Origin of the sequence: Pirellula sp. SH-Sr6A (genome assembly GCF_001610875.1) — a bacterium.
In the GTDB taxonomy this organism is placed as follows: domain Bacteria; phylum Planctomycetota; class Planctomycetia; order Pirellulales; family Pirellulaceae; genus JBKCUI01.
Genome location: NZ_CP011272.1, coordinates 2,401,123 through 2,417,794, shown reverse-complemented (window position 1 = coordinate 2,417,794; position 16,672 = coordinate 2,401,123). Strand labels below are relative to the sequence as shown.

The window sequence follows — 16,672 nt, the reverse complement described above, 5'->3', positions numbered from 1 at the left end:
CAAATTTACAACAAGCTCAATAAGGCCAACGCCAATTGGCTGCCTCTGGCTTATCGATGCCGTGTTCATGGGAATAGTTCTTGCACTCGATCTGCATATTGCGGAATTTCTCCTTAGCATGAGCGCCGGCAACCTGAAGGCTTGGTACGCGGTCGATAACATCCATCGCTAGAGTGAAGCGGTCAATTTGATTTTGAATCGCAAGCTCGAGTGGAGTATTTATGTTTCCTTTCTCCTTATAGCCGCGGACATGCAAATTCTTGTGATTTGTCCTGCGATATGCCAATCGATGTATTAACCAAGGATAGCCATGGAATGCAAAAACGATCGGCTTATCTACGGTGAACAAGCTATCAAAATCTCGATCCGTCAGCCCGTGTGGATGCTCTGTGGCCGATTGCAATTTGAGCAGATCAACAACGTTGACAAATCGAATCTTGAGGTCTGGGAAATGTTGCCGAAGCATCACCGTCGCAGCCAAAGCTTCTTTGGTTGGTATATCGCCAGCACACGCCATGACAACGTCCGGTTCATGCCCCTGGTCGGTACTAGCCTGTTCCCAAATCCCAATACCTTTCGTGCAGTGAATGATCGCATCATCCATATCGAGATATTGCAAGTGATTCTGCTTATCGGAAACGATGACATTGATATAGCCTTCACTTCGCAAGCAGTGATTCGCGACCGAAAGAAGCGAGTTCACGTCCGGTGGAAGATAGATACGAGTCACGGCAGCGCTTTTATTCACGACAACGTCCAGAAAGCCGGGATCCTGATGGGTAAACCCATTGTGATCTTGCCGCCATACGGTGGAGGTAATAAGGAGGTTGAGCGATGCGATTTTCTCTCGCCACGACAGAAGATTGCAAATGGTCAACCACTTCGCATGCTGGTTGAACATGGAGTCAATCACATGAGCGAAAGCCTCGTACGTACTGAAGAATCCATGTCGTCCCGTCAGCAGATAGCCTTCGAGCATGCCTTCTAACGTATGCTCGGACAGCATTTCCAGGACGCGTCCATCTACGGCTAGTTCGCCTCCGTCGTCGTCCTCCGGAAAATACTCCGACAGCCACAGCTTCTTCGATACTTCGTAAATAGCGTCGAGCTTGTTGGATGTGTTCTCGTCGGGTCCGAACACGCGAAAATTCGTCATGTTCGCTTTCATCACGTCTCGCAAGAAGACACCCAAAGGACGACAATTCTCAGCGTCCAAAACGCCAGGCTTGTCGACCTTGATGCCGTAACTTCGAAAGTCAGGCAGTCGAAGGGCTTTCTTTAAGCGACCGCCATTGGCGTGCGGATTGGAACCAATCCTTCTCTCTCCGATCGGTGCCAACGCTTTCAAATCAGGACGGAATCGACCTTTCTCGTCAAACAACTCCTCCGGCTTGTAGCATCGCATCCAATCCTCTAGTTGCTTCAACCGAGCCGGATCCTTTTTGACATTCGCCATTGGAACTTGGTGAGACCGCCAGCTTCCTTCGAGTTTGTGACCCCCGACCTCTCCGGGGCTAGTCCACCCCTTGGGAGTCCGGAGTACTATCACGGGCCAGCGTGGGCGGAAGGCGACGCCCGTACTCCTCGCTTGCTTCTGAGCTGCACGTATTTCCTCCATGCAATGGTCTATCGTCGCTGCCATCGACTGATGCATCGATTCGGGGTCGGAGCCCTCCACGAAGTAAGGTGTCCAGCCCGTTCCTTGGAAGAATGCCTCCAATTCCTCGTGGCTAACCCGAGCCCAGATGGTTGGATTATTGATCTTGTACCCATTTAGGTGCAGGATCGGTAACACCGCACCATCGCGAATCGGATTCAAGAATTTGTTGATATGCCAACTGGTAGCAAGCGGGCCTGTCTCCGACTCACCATCGCCAACAACCGCCGCAACAATCAGGTCCGGATTGTCAAAGACGGCACCACAAGCATGCGACAGAACATAGCCGAGCTCACCACCTTCGTGGATGCTGCCAGGTGTCTCAGGGGTGCAATGGCTACCGATTCCACCCGGAAATGAAAACTGCTTGAAGAACTTTAGCAAACCTTCTTCATCCTCGCTGCAGTCTGGGTACGTTTCTGTGTAAGAGCCTTCAAGGTAACAGGGGCCAAGCACTCCCGGTGCTCCGTGGCCTGGCCCTGCCATGAAGACGACGTTCAAATCAAGCAATTTGATGGCGCGTTCGAGATGGATGTATGCGAAAGCCAATCCAGGGCTGGTCCCCCAGTGACCAAGCAACCGATCCTTAACATGTTCAGGTTTCAGCGGCTCTTTAAGAAGCGGATTTGCCTTTAGGTACGTCATTCCCAAAGCGAGGTAATTGCAAGCTCGCCAATACTCATTCATCTTCGCTAAAAGGTCGGCGCTTAGAGGCGAGCCTGAGACGGTGGAGCGAGCTACACCGTAGGAACTAATAGCCCTTGAAGTCTGGCCATTTTGTGATTGCATTTCCTGAACGGTCGTCGCAGGTTTCATGAGTTAATCCCTTCGATATCCTAAAAGCATTTGAATTTCAAAGTCTACAATTTCCAGAGCCATGGGGGTTGACACCCCTGCGATGAAATAGGCTTGTGCAGACTATTAAAACTATGCAGGGGAGCTAGGCTCGCGATGAATACCAAACTAAACCGCGGGTTCCATAATTTAAGAGAACAATTGCCTATGCAGTGGCAGACAATGCCATACTTTACTTGCAGTCCACCAAAGGATTGCTAAATGGACAAGGCGAGAATAAGACATTCGATGCTCCAAAACCAGTGGTCAAAAGTGAAGATTCGGAGTTTTGTGCTTTAGAGATCATAAGACGCCGTTCGGTCCATCTTGGCTTCCACGATCGGGATGCGTCCGGGTCGAAGATACATCGAACGAGTCTGGTACTTTTATCATGGTTTCTCAATGCGAGGGGCGCTGGGTGCATTACACATCGTCAACCTTCGTTGAAGAATTGCAAGCTTCGACCCTAAGAATGCTTTTTACAACGGGGAGAAGCTCTGTTCCTATGTTTTGTTTGATAACAAAGCCCGCAGCACCAGAGGCGCACGCGACCGATGCAACCGAGGGCTCGTCATGCACGCTTAAAACAACCAGTGGTATGTTCGGGTGGGCGCTGTGAAGACGCTGGATGATGTTCGCCTCTCCCGAGTTCGACAAAGACAGATCGACAACCAAAAGGCTTGGCTGAATCTTTTCGATCGCTTCCGTCAGTGAACGTTCATCGCTGACCATGACCAACGTTTGGAACGAAGATTCCAACAATCGATGGACTCCACCGAGCATTCCCAAATGAGGATCCGCCAAAATCACACATCCTGTTCTCATGGAACCAACCCCGCCATTTTGACAGCCCGACTTCAAAGGTATCGGAATAGGCAATTTAGTTGAAGACGCTTTGTTGCCCGATTCTTTGCAAGCCCCCTCGTCAGACACACTCGGTACCCACAACCGTGGTACCATTGTGAAGTGAGACGAATACCAAGGCTATTGTTGATATTACGGCAGCGCTATTGCGCTTTGCGCACCCTCTTGTGGCTACCATTCCGATGAGATGATGCCATTTCGAATGGCATACTGTACCAACTCGGTTGTATTGCCCAGCTCAAGCGTCTCCAGAATTTTCGCTTTGTGCGCTTCCGCCGTGCGCACTGAAATACCAAGAGCGCGCGCGACCTCCTTTGCAGACCGACCTTCTGCCACAAGCTGGAGTACTTCGCGCTGCCGCGTGGTCAGGCGTTTAGCTGTTTTCCCCGCAGATTGGTCCGCGCCCCGATACGATTCAAGCAGCTCACCTGCAATCATGGGAGTCATGTAGGTTCGCCCTTGGAGCACCACGCTAATCGCAGTAGTTAGCTCGGCCGAAACCGAATGTTTCAAGAGGTAGCCCACGGCTCCAGCTTCCATCGCGCGTCGTGCATACGCTACGTCACGATGCATGGTCAAAAAGATCAGCTTCGAGCTATTTCCTTGCGAACGCAATTGAGTTGCTGCATCGATTCCATTCATGACCGGCATGGTAATGTCGGTGATAATGACGTCCGGAGACAACTGATTCGCAGCAGAGACGAGATCCTCTCCATTCGAAACCAAGCCAACAACTTCGAATTCAGGTTCAAGCACGCGCCGTAACCCCTCTGCGAGAATCGCGTGGTCATCGGCGATCAAGATCCGTGTCTTTTTCATCGAGTACTCCCGTCGATCGTAATGAGCACTTTAAGGACAGTACCGCAGCCGGGGGATGTCAAGACCGTGAGTTCAGCACCGATCAATCGAACTCGCTCAATCATACTGGACAATCCAAGCCCAGGTTGCGACCGCATCGATTCCGAATCGAAGCCAATCCCTTTGTCTTCTACTCGCAGTAACAATCGGGATGGAGAAACCTGCAAGGAAACTTTTGCTTCCGCGACCGCCGCGTGCTTCGCGATATTGCGCAAAGCCTCTTGAGCAACTCTATAGATGCAAAGAGAGATTTCCTTGGGAAGCTCATGATCGCCTCCTATCGCGACATATTCGACAGCGATGCGTTCTCGCCGAGAAAAACACGAACACTCGGAACGCAAAGCTTCCACCAAACCTAAGTCGTCCAAGATCGAGGGATGCAATTGACGCGACAGGGCATGCACGTCTTCAGCAAGCCGAACCAACTCGCTTTGCATCGCTAGCAGTGGCTCTCGCATTCTGGCAGGTATTTCGGATTCATTAGAAAGGCGAGCAACATCGATCCCGAGAAGGGCAAGTCGCTGAGTCCAATCGTCGTGCATCTCCCGGGCTATCCGACGGCGTTCTTCTTCCTGCGCATGAAGTAGCTTGGCAGCAAGCTGCCGAAGCTCGTCATGGGCATTGCTAAGCGATGCTTCTCTCGATCGTAGCTCGATGTCCGTACGCTTGCGTTCTATAGCGTTACTAAATATTTCTCCGACCAAACACAAGCGGTGCACTAACTCTTCAGGCCATGGAACGCGTCTGCGATACAACTCTAGACTGAACCCCCCTACGACCCTTCCCATGGACTTAAGCGGAATCGTAAGATTCGATAGGAGCCCAGTACTGCTGCAATAATCGAGCTCTCTGCTTGCTTCAGGAGGTAAGTCCTCAGGCATACGGAAGACTTCACCTCTTTGGATCAAACTCATGTAAACGGGGAACTCCTGCTCGAGAATAACACGAGGCATCGGAGAAAGGCCTGGCAGTTCGTACGACTGCAGAATCAGAAGGCCCTCGCTAGTTACCTCGCCGAATCCAGTTCGATCAATGTTGAGAAACTTAGCGATCGATTGCAGGGCCGATTTGATGCGTGAATCCACTTCAATTGGTTTCACATTAACAAACACACTGGAGAGTTGAGATAAGAACTCTTCAAACGCCAATTGTTCTTTTAGGTGCGAGGCCATCGGACATCCTGCCTCCTGCAGATCGTCGCAAAGTCGCATGTCCAAGCCTTCAAACTCTGCGACTGCCACAGGAAGAAGACATTTCGGAGACGTCTCAGTATTCGGGGAAGACGTTTTCGATTCAGCGATAGCAAGGTGTGATTTTTTAGGAGTCATGACTTGCAATTCAGAATGGTATGCGGTCTTTTCAACAGCACCAGTTTAGTCCTCAAAATTGCCAAGAATACCACCCATCATCGCTACTTGCGAAATTTGATGCGACGCCAAGACATCGGCCAGCCTGCTAGAAATAGGACACAAGCTGGTAGAGCATTTGCTCTACCAGTTTTTCAAACCGATTTAAGTTCGCGAGGTTATCTGGCTATTGTTTCGACGGCTCTTCCAGACGAACCATCAACCACTGTTGGGTTTGGCCATCCGCGAAGTGAACCAGCGCGGGAGCAGTCTCCTCGGTCAAGTTCACTATTCCGGTCTCCATAATCGGACGAGTCTTGCCCTGAACTACCCACGCAACGCGTTGTGTATCTTTGTCTGCAACGCCTTCAATTGTTTGCGTTGTATTGGTCGCCTTGTTGTTCAAAGTCCCTGCGATTACTCCCTCTTTGCTGATCGCTAACTGCAAGAAGATGGTGGGGCCGGGGCCAGAGGCTTGCCCATCCTGCGTCAAAGCGAAAACACCAAGCGGTAACCACTCCGCTTGGTCAGGTACAACCTCAGGAGCTGCCGCTATGATAGTTTCGGCTTGCTGCGCATACTCCTCCACCGTCGCCACAGCTTGATCACCGTAGTAAACGGCATCGTCGGCATAGTAGACATCCTCACCATAGCTATATGGGTACGCTTCTGTCCAACCATAGCCAGTACACCATCCAGACAACGCCCCCCAAGTAGCCCAGCGATAGGGAGCATTGATTCTCCAAGCTGCCCATCCGGGATGGTCGGACCAGAAGTCCAATCGCGGATAATTATCGCGTACCTGATCGCGAATCTCATTTCGACGATCCATGCGGTTGTCCTGCAACTGCTGCCGATTTTCAACCCGCTCTGGACGATTGCTTGCGATGGGTCGATCCCCTATGCCTGGTCGATCTCCTATGCCTGGTCGATCTCCTATGCCTGGTCGATCTCCTATGCCTGGTCGATCTCCTATGCCTGGTCGATCTCCTATGCCTGGTCGATCTCCTATGCCTGGTCGATCTCCTATGCCCGGTCGATCTCCTATGCCCGGTCGATCTCCAATACCCGGTCGATCTCCAATGCCTGCACCTGGCCGCCCGACAGTGCCCGGAAGCGTTGAAGGCCGATTCGAGGCACCGCTTAAGAAGTCAGCAGCCGCTCCCCCTGCAATGGAGCCCGATCCAGGTCGGCTGCTCGGAAGAGTACCCGGTCTTGCCCCTCCGCCAGGCGCTCGAATATCCAAGAAATCATTGAGTTGGGAAGCCGATGGGCGAGAGCCCCCCAACGCTCCACCTCCTGGCCGTGCTCCCCCTGCGCCACCTAACCCTGCGCCACCCATGCCTGGTCTCGTGCCTGGTACTCCACCGACCCCCGGTCGCGCACCTCCGATCGCCCCCGTGCCGGGACGAACCCCCGCACCTGGACGCGTTCCGCCCCCCGGCGATACCCGCGGTGGCATGCCGCCAGGACGTGCGCCCACCGACGGACGTGCGCCCACCGACGGACGTGCGCCCACCGACGGACGAGCTCCCATCGCGGGCGATGGACGACTCATCGAGTTCATAGGGCGACTCATAGATGGGGATCGATTGATGGATGGGCTAGGGCGACTCATGCCGCCACCTCTAGACATTCCTCCCCCTCCGCCCCGTGACATTCCACCACCCCCGCGGGACATACCTCCGCCACCGCGCCCGCCGCGTGCGTCTGCCTTGTCGCTGGTCAGCAAAACAGTTGCTAGAAGCGCAAACCCAAACATTATAATTTTTTTCATGGCAGATTTATTCCTTGGTAATGACTACTTCATCGATACTTGGGACAAGCTCACCATCGACAGTTCTATTCACCGATTGAAGAGTGCACGTTTTGTCATCGATGTACGAAATGATGTTTGTGGCTGATGTCATTCCACCATCAGGCAAAACACCGGTTTGTTGAACAAACCAACGATTGCCCTTCTTTGACCAAGTCCCCTGGCCAAAGCCGCCATCCGAATCGAAAACCCAGGAAAGAATCTTTTTCTCTCTAGGGTTCCAACCGATGATTTGGATTCCCGACATATCGATGCGGTCGCCGATTTCAACGGTGAAGGAACGAATGAGAAAATTCTTGTTTCGGGACCAATTGCATTCGGTAGCGACCGTCGCGATTTCGTCGCGATCAATCCATTTCCCTAGCATCCATTCCAAATCTTTTAGCTGCTCGTAATGCGAAACAGGCTCGACGACGGTCTCTTCCGTTACCCGGTCCAATAGCCACACCCCATCGCGTTTAACGAAGATTGAGGTCGTTTTGCTCTCTTCTATCGTCTGATCCCCTTGAAGCAATTTGGCCGTACCATGTTCGACCGCCACACCCGGCGAGATAAGCTGGACAGAATCCGTGGTAGCCTCCAGCTTCAGCTCTTTGATCTCCGCAAAGTTCGCTGCGAATTGCTTTTCAATAGCTTCTCGGCCGATGAGTAAATCACCATTGAGTGGGTTTGTGTAAACCGCTTCCGGCGACCACATTGCCGCCAACGCCTTCGCGTCCGCCTTATTGAAGGCAGCGACATAAGCCTCTACTGTTTTTCGAATCACTTCCTGATCCGTCGGCGATTCAGGTGACTCTTGTGCCATCCCGACGATTGGTTTAGCGACAAACAAGACAACAACCATGAACATTCGCAATTTCATTCGAATCTTCCTTTTCTAGCAAGCGTTGGGGTTGGGATCAGACAATTGCCCAGATTCCGCAACGAACTATCCTCCACATGCGGCAATGACACAACAATGCGGACTTTTACGGAGAACGGTACTGCGCATTGCGCAGCTCTAATCTCCTTGCTCTCGGGTTCCTTTTGCTTCGGTCAAATCATCTGCTCCTCCTAAGATCCCAATTAATCGGGGGTCAAGAATCGTTCGGTCGTGAAAAATCCCTCGCGAGGATCCAAATGCTCACAACAAGCACCCAAACAGGAAACAATAGAGACAACCAGCTGTAGCTGCTTACGAGCAACAAAATCAGCACGGCAAAGCAGGTCCCAAGTCGGGTCAACCAAGGAGGGAAAATGCTGGTCTTCTTCCCGATTACGGAAGCAACCGACATGAAGATGGCCGCCATTTTGAAGGCAAAGGTTGTTAAAAGCGAATAGACGATCCGGCGCCCCACCATGTAAGTTTCGCTTTCATGAAGCGAACCGCCGCGTTCCCCAAATACTCCCAACAGCCCTTGTGCAGTCGCAGCGCAGGTAAAGAGCATTCCTACAAATAAGAAACCGCTACCAAGAAACACTGTTGCAAAAAAACGATCTTCCAACTCCCCAATGTGATCTCGCAACACCCCCATAAACCAAAGAAAGGCGATGCCCGTAAAGGGCAACAGTTGCAATGAAAACTGAACCCAGGCTTTCGAGTTCGCGTTGATCAACCAAACCCCTGGGTCGCCTGGATCCGCTGGAATTGCGAGTCGAATAATGAGCAAACTGGTTAGGAAGAGTACCGCAAAAACTACCCCGCTCAGCGCAACATTGCCGGGGTGCGTTAGGGAACGACGAACCTCAGTGTCCTCGCTTTTGGTTGGCATTTAACCTGACTCTCTTTTTCGTTTTGCTCAGAATTTCATCCGCACCGTTGTATCAGACTAACGGCTTTGAAACAGGATAGAATCAACGCGCCTTGATCGACCGCGGAGTCGACGGCTAAGGAGTTCCTGCACCTGCAATGTTAACCTCCACCACCTCGAAACGGGCGGTCGGAATGCGATGAATCTCTGCGGGATCGTGAGATGCAGATGTGCAGATAAACAAATGCTTGCGCTCTGGGCCTCCTAACATCAGGGCATAGGCATGCGTATCTACCCTGATCCGATCCGTGACTGTTCCCCCTTCGATGACACGAACGACGTTGTCGGTCCCCTCGGGGTTGGCGCACCACACTCCACCCTCGGCATCCAAACAGATTCCGTCTGGACCAATCGATTCAGGCAATTGCGCCCAAACGCGTCGGTTGCTGAGAGTCCCGTCATCTGCAATATCGAACGCAGTGAGGCGATGCCCTATGGTTTCCCCCACGATCATCGTGCGACCGTCCGGCGTGATCACAATCCCATTCGGAAAGAAGAGCTTGTCCGCGACGACAGTGACTTCTCCTTCGGATTTGACCATGGCTAGGACACACGTTCCGACCGGCGCGGCTTTCGGATCGACGAAGTTATAACCGATGTTTCCCACGTAAAAGCGTCCTTGGTTATCGACGATACCGTCGCTCAAACAAAATGTGGTAACGAGACTTAGATCCATCCATGGTTGCAGAGTCGTTCCGTTCCAACGGTAAATCTTTCGTTCGAATGCGTCGCCCACAACAATCGTTCCATCGGGCGCAATCCCAAACCCATTGGGAATAAAGGGCAACTCAACAGCCGTCTCAACCTTGCCTTCCATATCGACGTTCTTAATTCGCTTGTCGTAGATATCAATGAACCACAGCTTGTTGTTATACCAGCGAGGACTCTCGGTGAATTTGAGACCGTGTGTCGCGTCTACTAACGTTCTTACACTCTTAATCATTTTCAAATTATCGATTCCATTTCAGACGTTACTCGGGATTTGGCGATCGTTTAGCGACACAATCGATTGACAAATGCAAGTGTCAAATCGGTTATAGCGCGCGTGACGTGACCCTTTCCAGTCAAGTCATTGCAGAACAATAACTCGCCCGCTTGAAATCGCCTTGAATGCCCGTCGCTCGTGGCGACTTCTCCAACGCCCGACAGAATGATGCAAATGTAGGGTTGAGGGGCATTGTGAGCCGGAGCCTCTGTCCCAGCAGGAAAGGAGATAACGCTCATACTTGTCACTGCACCGAAATCGCTCAACCGCCCCACCGGGTTGGGAGGTGGCCCCATCGCCAGCTCGCGTTCGTGGAATTCTTCGTCGCCAAAATGAGTTTCCCCATGCGTGTCGACGTGGATCGCGTTGAATTTCATTCTTTCTCTTCGTTGGTGGGAGTCACTCCCGCAAACGCGGATGCAGCAGTCCTCACCGCCTCCAACGCGGCAGGAAAGCCGGCGTAGACCGCCATTTGCAAGATGATTTCTAGCACCTGCGCACGCGTGCATCCGACGTGCAAGGCGCCGCGGATGTGATCTTTCAATTCCGCTTGCGGATACCCCAAAACGGTCAATGCGGCGATGGTAAGCATCTCTCGAGTCTTCAAATCCAATTCAGGTCGCGTGTACACGTCTGCGAAGGGAAACTCGACCAGAAAGCGAGCCAGATCGGGACTGGAAGCTTTCAGCCCCTGCAGCGCCGTCTCGATGCCCGGGCCAAACATCTTTCGCATTGTTGCCAAACCAAGTTCATATCGAGTTTCATCGTTACCCATGCTGGTACTCCTTGCCCCCTTCCGTTGACCTGCTTCGCTTGAGACAACTCATCGCGGTTTAGTGGTACTTTCGCAAGGGTTCGCGAACAGGCCAGCGGCTCGGTAGCAGCTTTCCCTTTGGTTCTTCAAATCGGCAGCGGAGCGTCCCCAACCGCTCAATCGTGACGCGAAGGTCGGACCCTGGATCGATGAAATCATCATGGTCACATCCAGTGCAATCTGGGATGGTGCCAAATCCCATGACGGAGCCTGGCTTGAGTGGTGCAATGAATCCCAACCAAGCAAACACATCGTCTGCTTTGTGGCTTATCTCGGAGGTCGATCCTCGGTACTTCACTTGCCCGTTCACCTCCACGGTCACTTGGAGGTTGTAAGGGTCGCCAACTTCATCGAGAGTGACGAGATAGGGACCGAGCTGATTCCCCTTGGCCATATCTTTAGTCAAACAAAAGCCACCGACAAACTCCGTGGCCTGAATGTCGCGCGCGGATATGTCGTTGAACACGCAGAATCCTGCGACAGGCTGCTTTTCATTTCCGTAGATAACAGCGAGTTCAGGTTCGACGTCCAATCTGGATGTATAGGCTGGCCATGGTATAGATTCGTTGTCTCCGACAATCGTGTTCATATTACTCTTGTAATACGACAAAGCCTCCGGCTGTCCTTCGGGAGCTTTGGCTTTGGGAGCAATCACCGCCTTTGCGAACGCCTGAAGCAGCGGAGCCGTTTGCGGATTGTCCTTTTCATAGCGTCCAATGACCTCGGCCGAATTCTTGAGATGCCGCGGAGTCAGTCCAAAATCGAACAGAGAGGTGATTTCAATCGGCTCAAGCAGCCGGACGGAATCCAAAGGAAAGCATTCCGTCTCCCCGAATCCCTCGATGTTGCTTTCTCCCCATGCCAGCAGCTCTTTTGCCGCTTTCTCGCCATCGGGAAGATTCTCCAGGTAGGAGCGACTGTTGCTCAAGATCGGCAACGATTTTCCCGTTTTGGATTGCAACGTATCGAACGACACAGCGAGGTTTTGAATGACAACGCCGAAATGGATGTTCGGACCGCTTTGGGTCGTGAATCGAATGATCTTCATTACATGTTTCTTTCGTATCTGAATCGGATTAAGAGCCTAGTCGAGAACCCGAGGAAACCGTTGTAGGCGATGGAGCGCTCAGGGTATTCGGATCGCCTTTAAAACTCGGCCGCGATTCCTTTTGCTTTGGCGACCTGATAGATGGCCTCGAAAGTTGCCGCGGAATCCCACGGTGCATCGGGTGGTTCGTTTCGAAACTCGCGGTAAGCTCGTTCGACGTTCATATAGAGCCGCGCCGGTGCACGCCATTCACCGTACGGGCCGAACTCGATCTTTTTTGCAGCTTCTAAAGACGTGATGCCCGCATCGAAGCACTTCCTCGACTCTTCTCGGACGTATTGCAGGTAAGCCTTCATTTCCATCGCCCCCTCGATACCGCATAGAGGGCCATGCCCGGGAACGATCACATCGGGATTCAACTCAATGAGAAGATCCAAACACTGGAACCACTTTTCGTAAGACCCGGTCCAGCCCATCGGTGTACATTGTCGGAACAAAACGTCGCCAGCAAACACGACCTTCTCCTCTGGCATGTGAATGATGGTATCACCTACCTGATGGCAAGGTCCGACATAGATCAAATGGACCTCTTTTCCGTCGAGATTCAATTCGTAGCGGGTGTCAAACAACGTCGTGGGCAAGACCAGCTTGATACCGTCGAAGTTGTAGTCCTCCAACAGTTGTTGGCCTGCGGCAGCGAGTCCCGGATGAACCGCCTTGAGAACCAATCGAGTGAGAAACCTGCCCACACCGTGCAGCAATTTTTGGCTTTCTTCCGGTTCGGCTACTTGCTTCATCCGCTCTGGTACTGAACGGTGGGCGATAATTTCCGCTTCGTCGAACAATTGATTGCCCCACACATGATCGGCGTCTTCGTGCGTGTTGATCACTCGCTGGGGCATCGCTGGCCAGACCTTGCTAAACAGGTCAATCATCCGATTGGCGTGCGCCAAATCCGATTGAGTGTCGATGACCACGCCGCCACCACAATTGATCAGCCCTGAATTTGCATCGCAAACTCGATTCTTTTCGTTGATCACCGCATAGCAGTGATCGCTAACCTGGTGCATTTTCATATGTACTGACTCCGCAGGTAGGGTGGTTAGGGTGCGTGCCGAGCAAAAGGACCAGCATCCGAAACGATCACATGGTTTTTCTTGACATATTCATCCCAAAGCTTGATAAGCGCTTCGCGTTTCTCTGGATGGACCGTCGATAGATCTCGCATTTCCGCTGGATCTTCGCGAAGATTGTAGAGCTGCCACTCGCCGGTTCCTCCTGCCGCTGGCAATAAATACAAAAGCTTCCAATCACCTTGCCTTATAGCGCGATTTCCGAAGAGTTCCCATCCGAGCCAATCCGACTGTGATCGCGTTTCGGGCGCGTTGCCAGCCAGTATGGGCCACATCGATCGCCCTTGGAGAATCGCCGCTCCACTCGGCTCTGAGGCAACCGACGAAGGCACGCCACCGAGCTCTAAGAATGTCGGCATAAGGTCCATGACATGCAGAACAGAATGATGCACCGTTCCGCGATGCTTGATCCCTGGTCCAGCAACGATCAACGGTGCGCGGATCTCCCCATCTGCAACAACGCCCTTGAATAATCGAAATGGAACGCTACTTACCTGTGCCCAAGCTGGACCGTACTCGATCGCGGACTTGGGATTCCCCCAGTTCTCAGGACGATTGTCGAAGGTGTTGTCGAACCACGATTTCGCTTCGGGCGCAAGCGTCGAAACCAGCTCCGTCATGTCCTCTCCCGCCGCTCCATTGTCAGACAGGAAAACGATCAAGGTATTGTCGTGCTTGCCGGTACGCTTCAAGTGATCGAGCAATCGACCGATTTGCCAATCCATGTACTCGATCATCGCCGCATAAAGTTCCATCTTGTGCGCGGCGAGTCGCTTCTGCTCGTCGGTCAGCGAACTCCAAGCGGGAAGGTTCGGCAACCTTGGAAACGTCACAACGTCTTTGCCAACAATTCCCAACTTCTTTTGCCGTTCCGATCGCTCTTGCCGAATCTCATCGTAACCACGATCGTATCTTCCCTTGCAACGGTTCTTCCATTCCTCAGGTACGGCAAACGGACCATGGGGGGCTTGGTATGCCAAATAGGCAAAGAATGGCTTCTCATCTCTGCCTTGCTCATCGATGCTTTGGATGATGAACTCGGTCAAATCTTTGGACGAGTAATAGTCCGTTGGAACTTTCTCCAAAGGTTGTCCGTTGCGAGTGTAGGATACCTTGGGTTCCGACGGGAGAAGCCCCAGCATATCGGACCAGTGGCTGCCGGCACCCTGTAGGAGCGAAAAGTCTCGCTCAAATCCTTTGTTCGCGGGCCATTGGTCGCGATGGTCCCCCAAGTGCCATTTCCCTGCCATGTAGGTGTGGTAGCCAGCACTTCGAAAATAGGAAGCAACCGATGTCACCCGCGGATGAAGGAACCCTTCGTAACCTGGCTTCCCACGTTGGTCGGGCCCGACCCATTCCGCCATATTCCCCAGGCCCGCGACATGATTGTCCACACCGCTCAGCAACATCGATCGGGTCGGCGAACAACTGGGTGCAACATAAAAGTTGGTCGCCCTCAATCCTCGGGCGGCAAGCGCGTCAATGTTTGGCGTCCGGATCTCGCCGCCGTAACATCCAAGATCCGAATACCCCATATCATCCGCTACTATGAGCAAAATGTTGGGGCGATCGTCCGCGATTCCAGATGCCCTGCCGTTCGCCTCCAAGGGAATGGTGACCCCTGCCAAGACTACAATCCAGCTCAACACTAGCCAACAACGAAGCATCACTCGACTCCCTAGGCTTGCCAGCTCCGTGATGCCACCGCTGGAACAGCGGCGCGCCGGAGATTACCATCAATCTCCAAAATCTGCGCTCAACGTCTATCGAAATTCCGCAACTCATGAAATCTTCTTCCGCTTCTCCTTGCAGTGATCAGCCGGTAATCGAGCGGTCGGTCACGGTATCCGAACTCAGCGATCCAACATCGATCGGAGAAGGCATCGAAGTACTTTTACAAGATGCGGTTCAACTGGAGTCCAAACCGCTTCGTGCTCATCGGACTATTGTTCGTCTTGGCGAGTGCATCGTCGTGTTCCACTACACCAATCTTCCAGTCCGCACTCGAACTCGATTGTTGGATTCTTTTGTCGCGTATTCAACGTTTGGACCCGCCGCCCTCGGTTCCATCAACGGTATCCCGATCGCTATGGACCGAGTAACGGCAGTGCCGGGCGGGACCGAAGTGGAGTTTGTCGTGGGGGCAGGCTATGAAAGCGTCGCTTTTCTTGTCCGGCCGGAATTTCTTTGCTTCCATGTGGAAGCACGTCAACGGAATGCAGATATTCAGATTCCCAGCACCCCCCAGGTTCTAACACCCGATCCGATATCCATTCGCAACTTATATTCTTGGGGGCGAAGTCTCACACAGATCGCTGCTCGGCAGCCCGATTTGTTCGAGCTACCCGAAACGCAAACAAGCGCCAAAGTCGAGTTGATCGAGCATCTTTTTTCCATGTTGCTATCGGTTGTGCCTCGCCAGGCAACAAAACAACAACTTACGCGTGAGCGATACAGCGCAATCGTTCAGACTGCCGAAGACTATGTTCTCTCCCATTCTTCGGGTCAGCTCTACATCACTGACCTATGCAAGGCGACGGAAGTGAGCGAGCGAACGCTGCAGTACGCATTCCACGAGGTCATGGGAATGACTCCCATGGCTTATCTAACGAAGCTTCGACTTCATCGTGTTCGGCAATCTCTACGGCTGGCTGATCACGCTTCAACGACTGTTAGCCAAGAGGCGACACGCTGGGGGTTCTGGCACTTCGGCGACTTTAGCCGTGCCTACAAAGACTGTTTTGGTGAATTACCCTCGGACACGTTGAGAACGAAAGCGAACCCGGAAAACGCGACGCGTATTCCTGAAGACGCCCAACTAGTTCGCTTGAATCGTGATCACAGGTAGCCCATCTTTGGATCCTGTATCTGACAACGCCAGTAATGCCAAAAGGTAAGCGATTGTTCGCTTCGAACGAAAATCACTTTTCTCCACCCAAAACCAATACCCTTCATAAAAGACCGAAACGAACGGGTCGTCTGGCTCCTCGCAGGAACTGCAGACATGAAACGGGGGCTCGCTGACGTCAATCACATCGCCAAGATCCGGCGCAATTCCGCATTTCAAGTGCTCCCCCGGCACAACGACGTGGGTCGACAGCTCCGATAGGATGCGAACAATGGAGCGGGACAGAATAGTGATCTCGTTGTCATTCGCTGCCGTCGCCCCGAAGGCAACTCGGAACTCCTGCTTTTTGGGATCAAGCCGCAGAGTCCTGCGTACTTCCTTCATTTCTTCTGCCAAACCAGGATCGACATCCTCGTCGTGAAAGAAGAAAGCAGCCGAGTCCTTGTTGTTTTCTCGAGTAATGCGAATACCAACATGCCCTGAGGCTTGGGCACGACCAAGGGCATGGACCATCCATTCGAATTCAGGATCGGCGGGACGCAATCTCCCCCCCCACCGAACGATTCTTGAGTCCATTCACTGTCTCCACGGTCAAACCAAAAACGACTTCCGCGGGATAACCAGATTGGAGCAGAAACAAAACAGAGCCTGGATTGATCGGCTGTGTGATATTGCGGAT

At 52.6% G+C, this 16,672-nt stretch carries 15 protein-coding genes; 1 reads left to right on the top strand and 14 read right to left on the bottom strand.

All coding sequences use genetic code 11. The annotated features are described in order from the left end of the window. Nucleotides 1-16 precede the first annotated feature (16 nt). The 13 genes from VN12_RS09495 to VN12_RS09435 all read right to left on the bottom strand — a co-directional run bounded on the left by VN12_RS09495 (nt 17) and on the right by VN12_RS09435 (nt 14,812). Complete coding sequence (locus tag VN12_RS09495; RefSeq protein ID WP_240491380.1) at nt 17-2,473, bottom strand: phosphoketolase; 2,457 nt, start codon at nt 2,471-2,473, stop codon at nt 17-19. Nucleotides 2,474-2,914: 441 nt separating this feature from the next. Next, the gene (locus VN12_RS09490) at nt 2,915-3,316 is read right to left on the bottom strand and encodes a response regulator (protein ID WP_168164312.1); all 402 of its coding nucleotides are present in this window, start codon (nt 3,314-3,316) and stop codon (nt 2,915-2,917) included. A 210-nt stretch (nt 3,317-3,526) separates the two neighbouring features. Next, nucleotides 3,527-4,174, bottom strand: coding sequence for a response regulator (locus VN12_RS09485; RefSeq protein ID WP_146676594.1), 648 nt, complete (start codon nt 4,172-4,174; stop codon nt 3,527-3,529). Continuing rightward, the gene (locus VN12_RS09480; RefSeq protein WP_146676593.1) at nt 4,171-5,541 is read right to left on the bottom strand and encodes a GAF domain-containing sensor histidine kinase; all 1,371 of its coding nucleotides are present in this window, start codon (nt 5,539-5,541) and stop codon (nt 4,171-4,173) included. Before VN12_RS09480 ends, VN12_RS09485 begins: the two co-directional genes overlap by 4 nt. Before the next feature lie 205 nt (nt 5,542-5,746). Next, nucleotides 5,747-7,336: a hypothetical protein gene (locus VN12_RS09475; protein ID WP_146676592.1), complete on the bottom strand. Its 1,590-nt coding sequence runs from the start codon at nt 7,334-7,336 to the stop codon at nt 5,747-5,749. Between the two features lie 7 nt (nt 7,337-7,343). Continuing rightward, nucleotides 7,344-8,237, bottom strand: a complete 894-nt coding sequence (locus tag VN12_RS09470) for an SgcJ/EcaC family oxidoreductase (RefSeq protein ID WP_240491379.1) — start codon at nt 8,235-8,237, stop codon at nt 7,344-7,346. 214 nt (nt 8,238-8,451) lie between these two features. Beyond that, nucleotides 8,452-9,126 (bottom strand): hypothetical protein, encoded by a 675-nt coding sequence (locus VN12_RS09465; protein WP_146676591.1) that lies wholly within the window; start codon nt 9,124-9,126, stop codon nt 8,452-8,454. Between the two features lie 115 nt (nt 9,127-9,241). Continuing rightward, a complete protein-coding gene (locus VN12_RS09460; protein WP_146676590.1) occupies nt 9,242-10,108 on the bottom strand; it encodes an SMP-30/gluconolactonase/LRE family protein in 867 nt (288 codons plus the stop codon). Nucleotides 10,109-10,158: 50 nt separating this feature from the next. Beyond that, nucleotides 10,159-10,527, bottom strand: a complete 369-nt coding sequence (locus tag VN12_RS09455) for a hypothetical protein (protein WP_146676589.1) — start codon at nt 10,525-10,527, stop codon at nt 10,159-10,161. After that, on the bottom strand, nt 10,524-10,925 hold the full coding sequence (locus VN12_RS09450) for a carboxymuconolactone decarboxylase family protein (RefSeq protein ID WP_146676588.1): 402 nt from the start codon (nt 10,923-10,925) through the stop codon (nt 10,524-10,526). The genes VN12_RS09455 and VN12_RS09450 overlap by 4 nt, the downstream gene beginning before the upstream one ends. 58 nt (nt 10,926-10,983) lie before the next feature. Then, nucleotides 10,984-12,012: a fumarylacetoacetate hydrolase family protein gene (locus tag VN12_RS09445; RefSeq protein WP_146676587.1), complete on the bottom strand. Its 1,029-nt coding sequence runs from the start codon at nt 12,010-12,012 to the stop codon at nt 10,984-10,986. A gap of 98 nt (nt 12,013-12,110) precedes the next feature. After that, nucleotides 12,111-13,088, bottom strand: a complete 978-nt coding sequence (locus VN12_RS09440) for an MBL fold metallo-hydrolase (RefSeq protein ID WP_146676586.1) — start codon at nt 13,086-13,088, stop codon at nt 12,111-12,113. Between the two features lie 26 nt (nt 13,089-13,114). Continuing rightward, a complete protein-coding gene (locus VN12_RS09435; RefSeq protein WP_146676585.1) occupies nt 13,115-14,812 on the bottom strand; it encodes an arylsulfatase in 1,698 nt (565 codons plus the stop codon). Between the two features lie 116 nt (nt 14,813-14,928). On the opposite strand from VN12_RS09435, the gene VN12_RS09430 reads away from it, so the two are divergent. After that, nucleotides 14,929-15,993: a helix-turn-helix domain-containing protein gene (locus VN12_RS09430; RefSeq protein ID WP_146676584.1), complete on the top strand. Its 1,065-nt coding sequence runs from the start codon at nt 14,929-14,931 to the stop codon at nt 15,991-15,993. Here the strand turns inward: VN12_RS09430 and VN12_RS09425 are convergent. After that, the gene (locus tag VN12_RS09425; protein WP_146676583.1) at nt 15,964-16,569 is read right to left on the bottom strand and encodes a hypothetical protein; all 606 of its coding nucleotides are present in this window, start codon (nt 16,567-16,569) and stop codon (nt 15,964-15,966) included. The genes VN12_RS09430 and VN12_RS09425 overlap by 30 nt on opposite strands. Between the last annotated feature and the right edge of the window lie 103 nt (nt 16,570-16,672).

What these genes read in the sequence shown, in the direction of transcription:
- VN12_RS09490 (WP_168164312.1), bottom strand. Translation starts at nt 3,316, where the DNA reads ATGAGAACAGGATGTGTGATTTTGGCGGATCCTCATTTGGGAATGCTC.
- VN12_RS09455 (WP_146676589.1), bottom strand. Translation starts at nt 10,527, where the DNA reads ATGAAATTCAACGCGATCCACGTCGACACGCATGGGGAAACTCATTTT.
- VN12_RS09440 (WP_146676586.1), bottom strand. Translation starts at nt 13,088, where the DNA reads ATGAAAATGCACCAGGTTAGCGATCACTGCTATGCGGTGATCAACGAA.
- VN12_RS09425 (WP_146676583.1), bottom strand. Translation starts at nt 16,569, where the DNA reads ATGGACTCAAGAATCGTTCGGTGGGGGGGGAGATTGCGTCCCGCCGAT.
- VN12_RS09475 (WP_146676592.1), bottom strand. Translation starts at nt 7,336, where the DNA reads ATGAAAAAAATTATAATGTTTGGGTTTGCGCTTCTAGCAACTGTTTTG.
- VN12_RS09445 (WP_146676587.1), bottom strand. Translation starts at nt 12,012, where the DNA reads ATGAAGATCATTCGATTCACGACCCAAAGCGGTCCGAACATCCATTTC.
- VN12_RS09430 (WP_146676584.1), top strand. Translation starts at nt 14,929, where the DNA reads ATGAAATCTTCTTCCGCTTCTCCTTGCAGTGATCAGCCGGTAATCGAG.
- VN12_RS09470 (WP_240491379.1), bottom strand. Translation starts at nt 8,237, where the DNA reads ATGAAATTGCGAATGTTCATGGTTGTTGTCTTGTTTGTCGCTAAACCA.
- VN12_RS09485 (WP_146676594.1), bottom strand. Translation starts at nt 4,174, where the DNA reads ATGAAAAAGACACGGATCTTGATCGCCGATGACCACGCGATTCTCGCA.
- VN12_RS09480 (WP_146676593.1), bottom strand. Translation starts at nt 5,541, where the DNA reads ATGACTCCTAAAAAATCACACCTTGCTATCGCTGAATCGAAAACGTCT.
- VN12_RS09450 (WP_146676588.1), bottom strand. Translation starts at nt 10,925, where the DNA reads ATGGGTAACGATGAAACTCGATATGAACTTGGTTTGGCAACAATGCGA.
- VN12_RS09460 (WP_146676590.1), bottom strand. Translation starts at nt 10,108, where the DNA reads ATGATTAAGAGTGTAAGAACGTTAGTAGACGCGACACACGGTCTCAAA.
- VN12_RS09495 (WP_240491380.1), bottom strand. Translation starts at nt 2,473, where the DNA reads ATGAAACCTGCGACGACCGTTCAGGAAATGCAATCACAAAATGGCCAG.
- VN12_RS09435 (WP_146676585.1), bottom strand. Translation starts at nt 14,812, where the DNA reads ATGCTTCGTTGTTGGCTAGTGTTGAGCTGGATTGTAGTCTTGGCAGGG.
- VN12_RS09465 (WP_146676591.1), bottom strand. Translation starts at nt 9,126, where the DNA reads ATGCCAACCAAAAGCGAGGACACTGAGGTTCGTCGTTCCCTAACGCAC.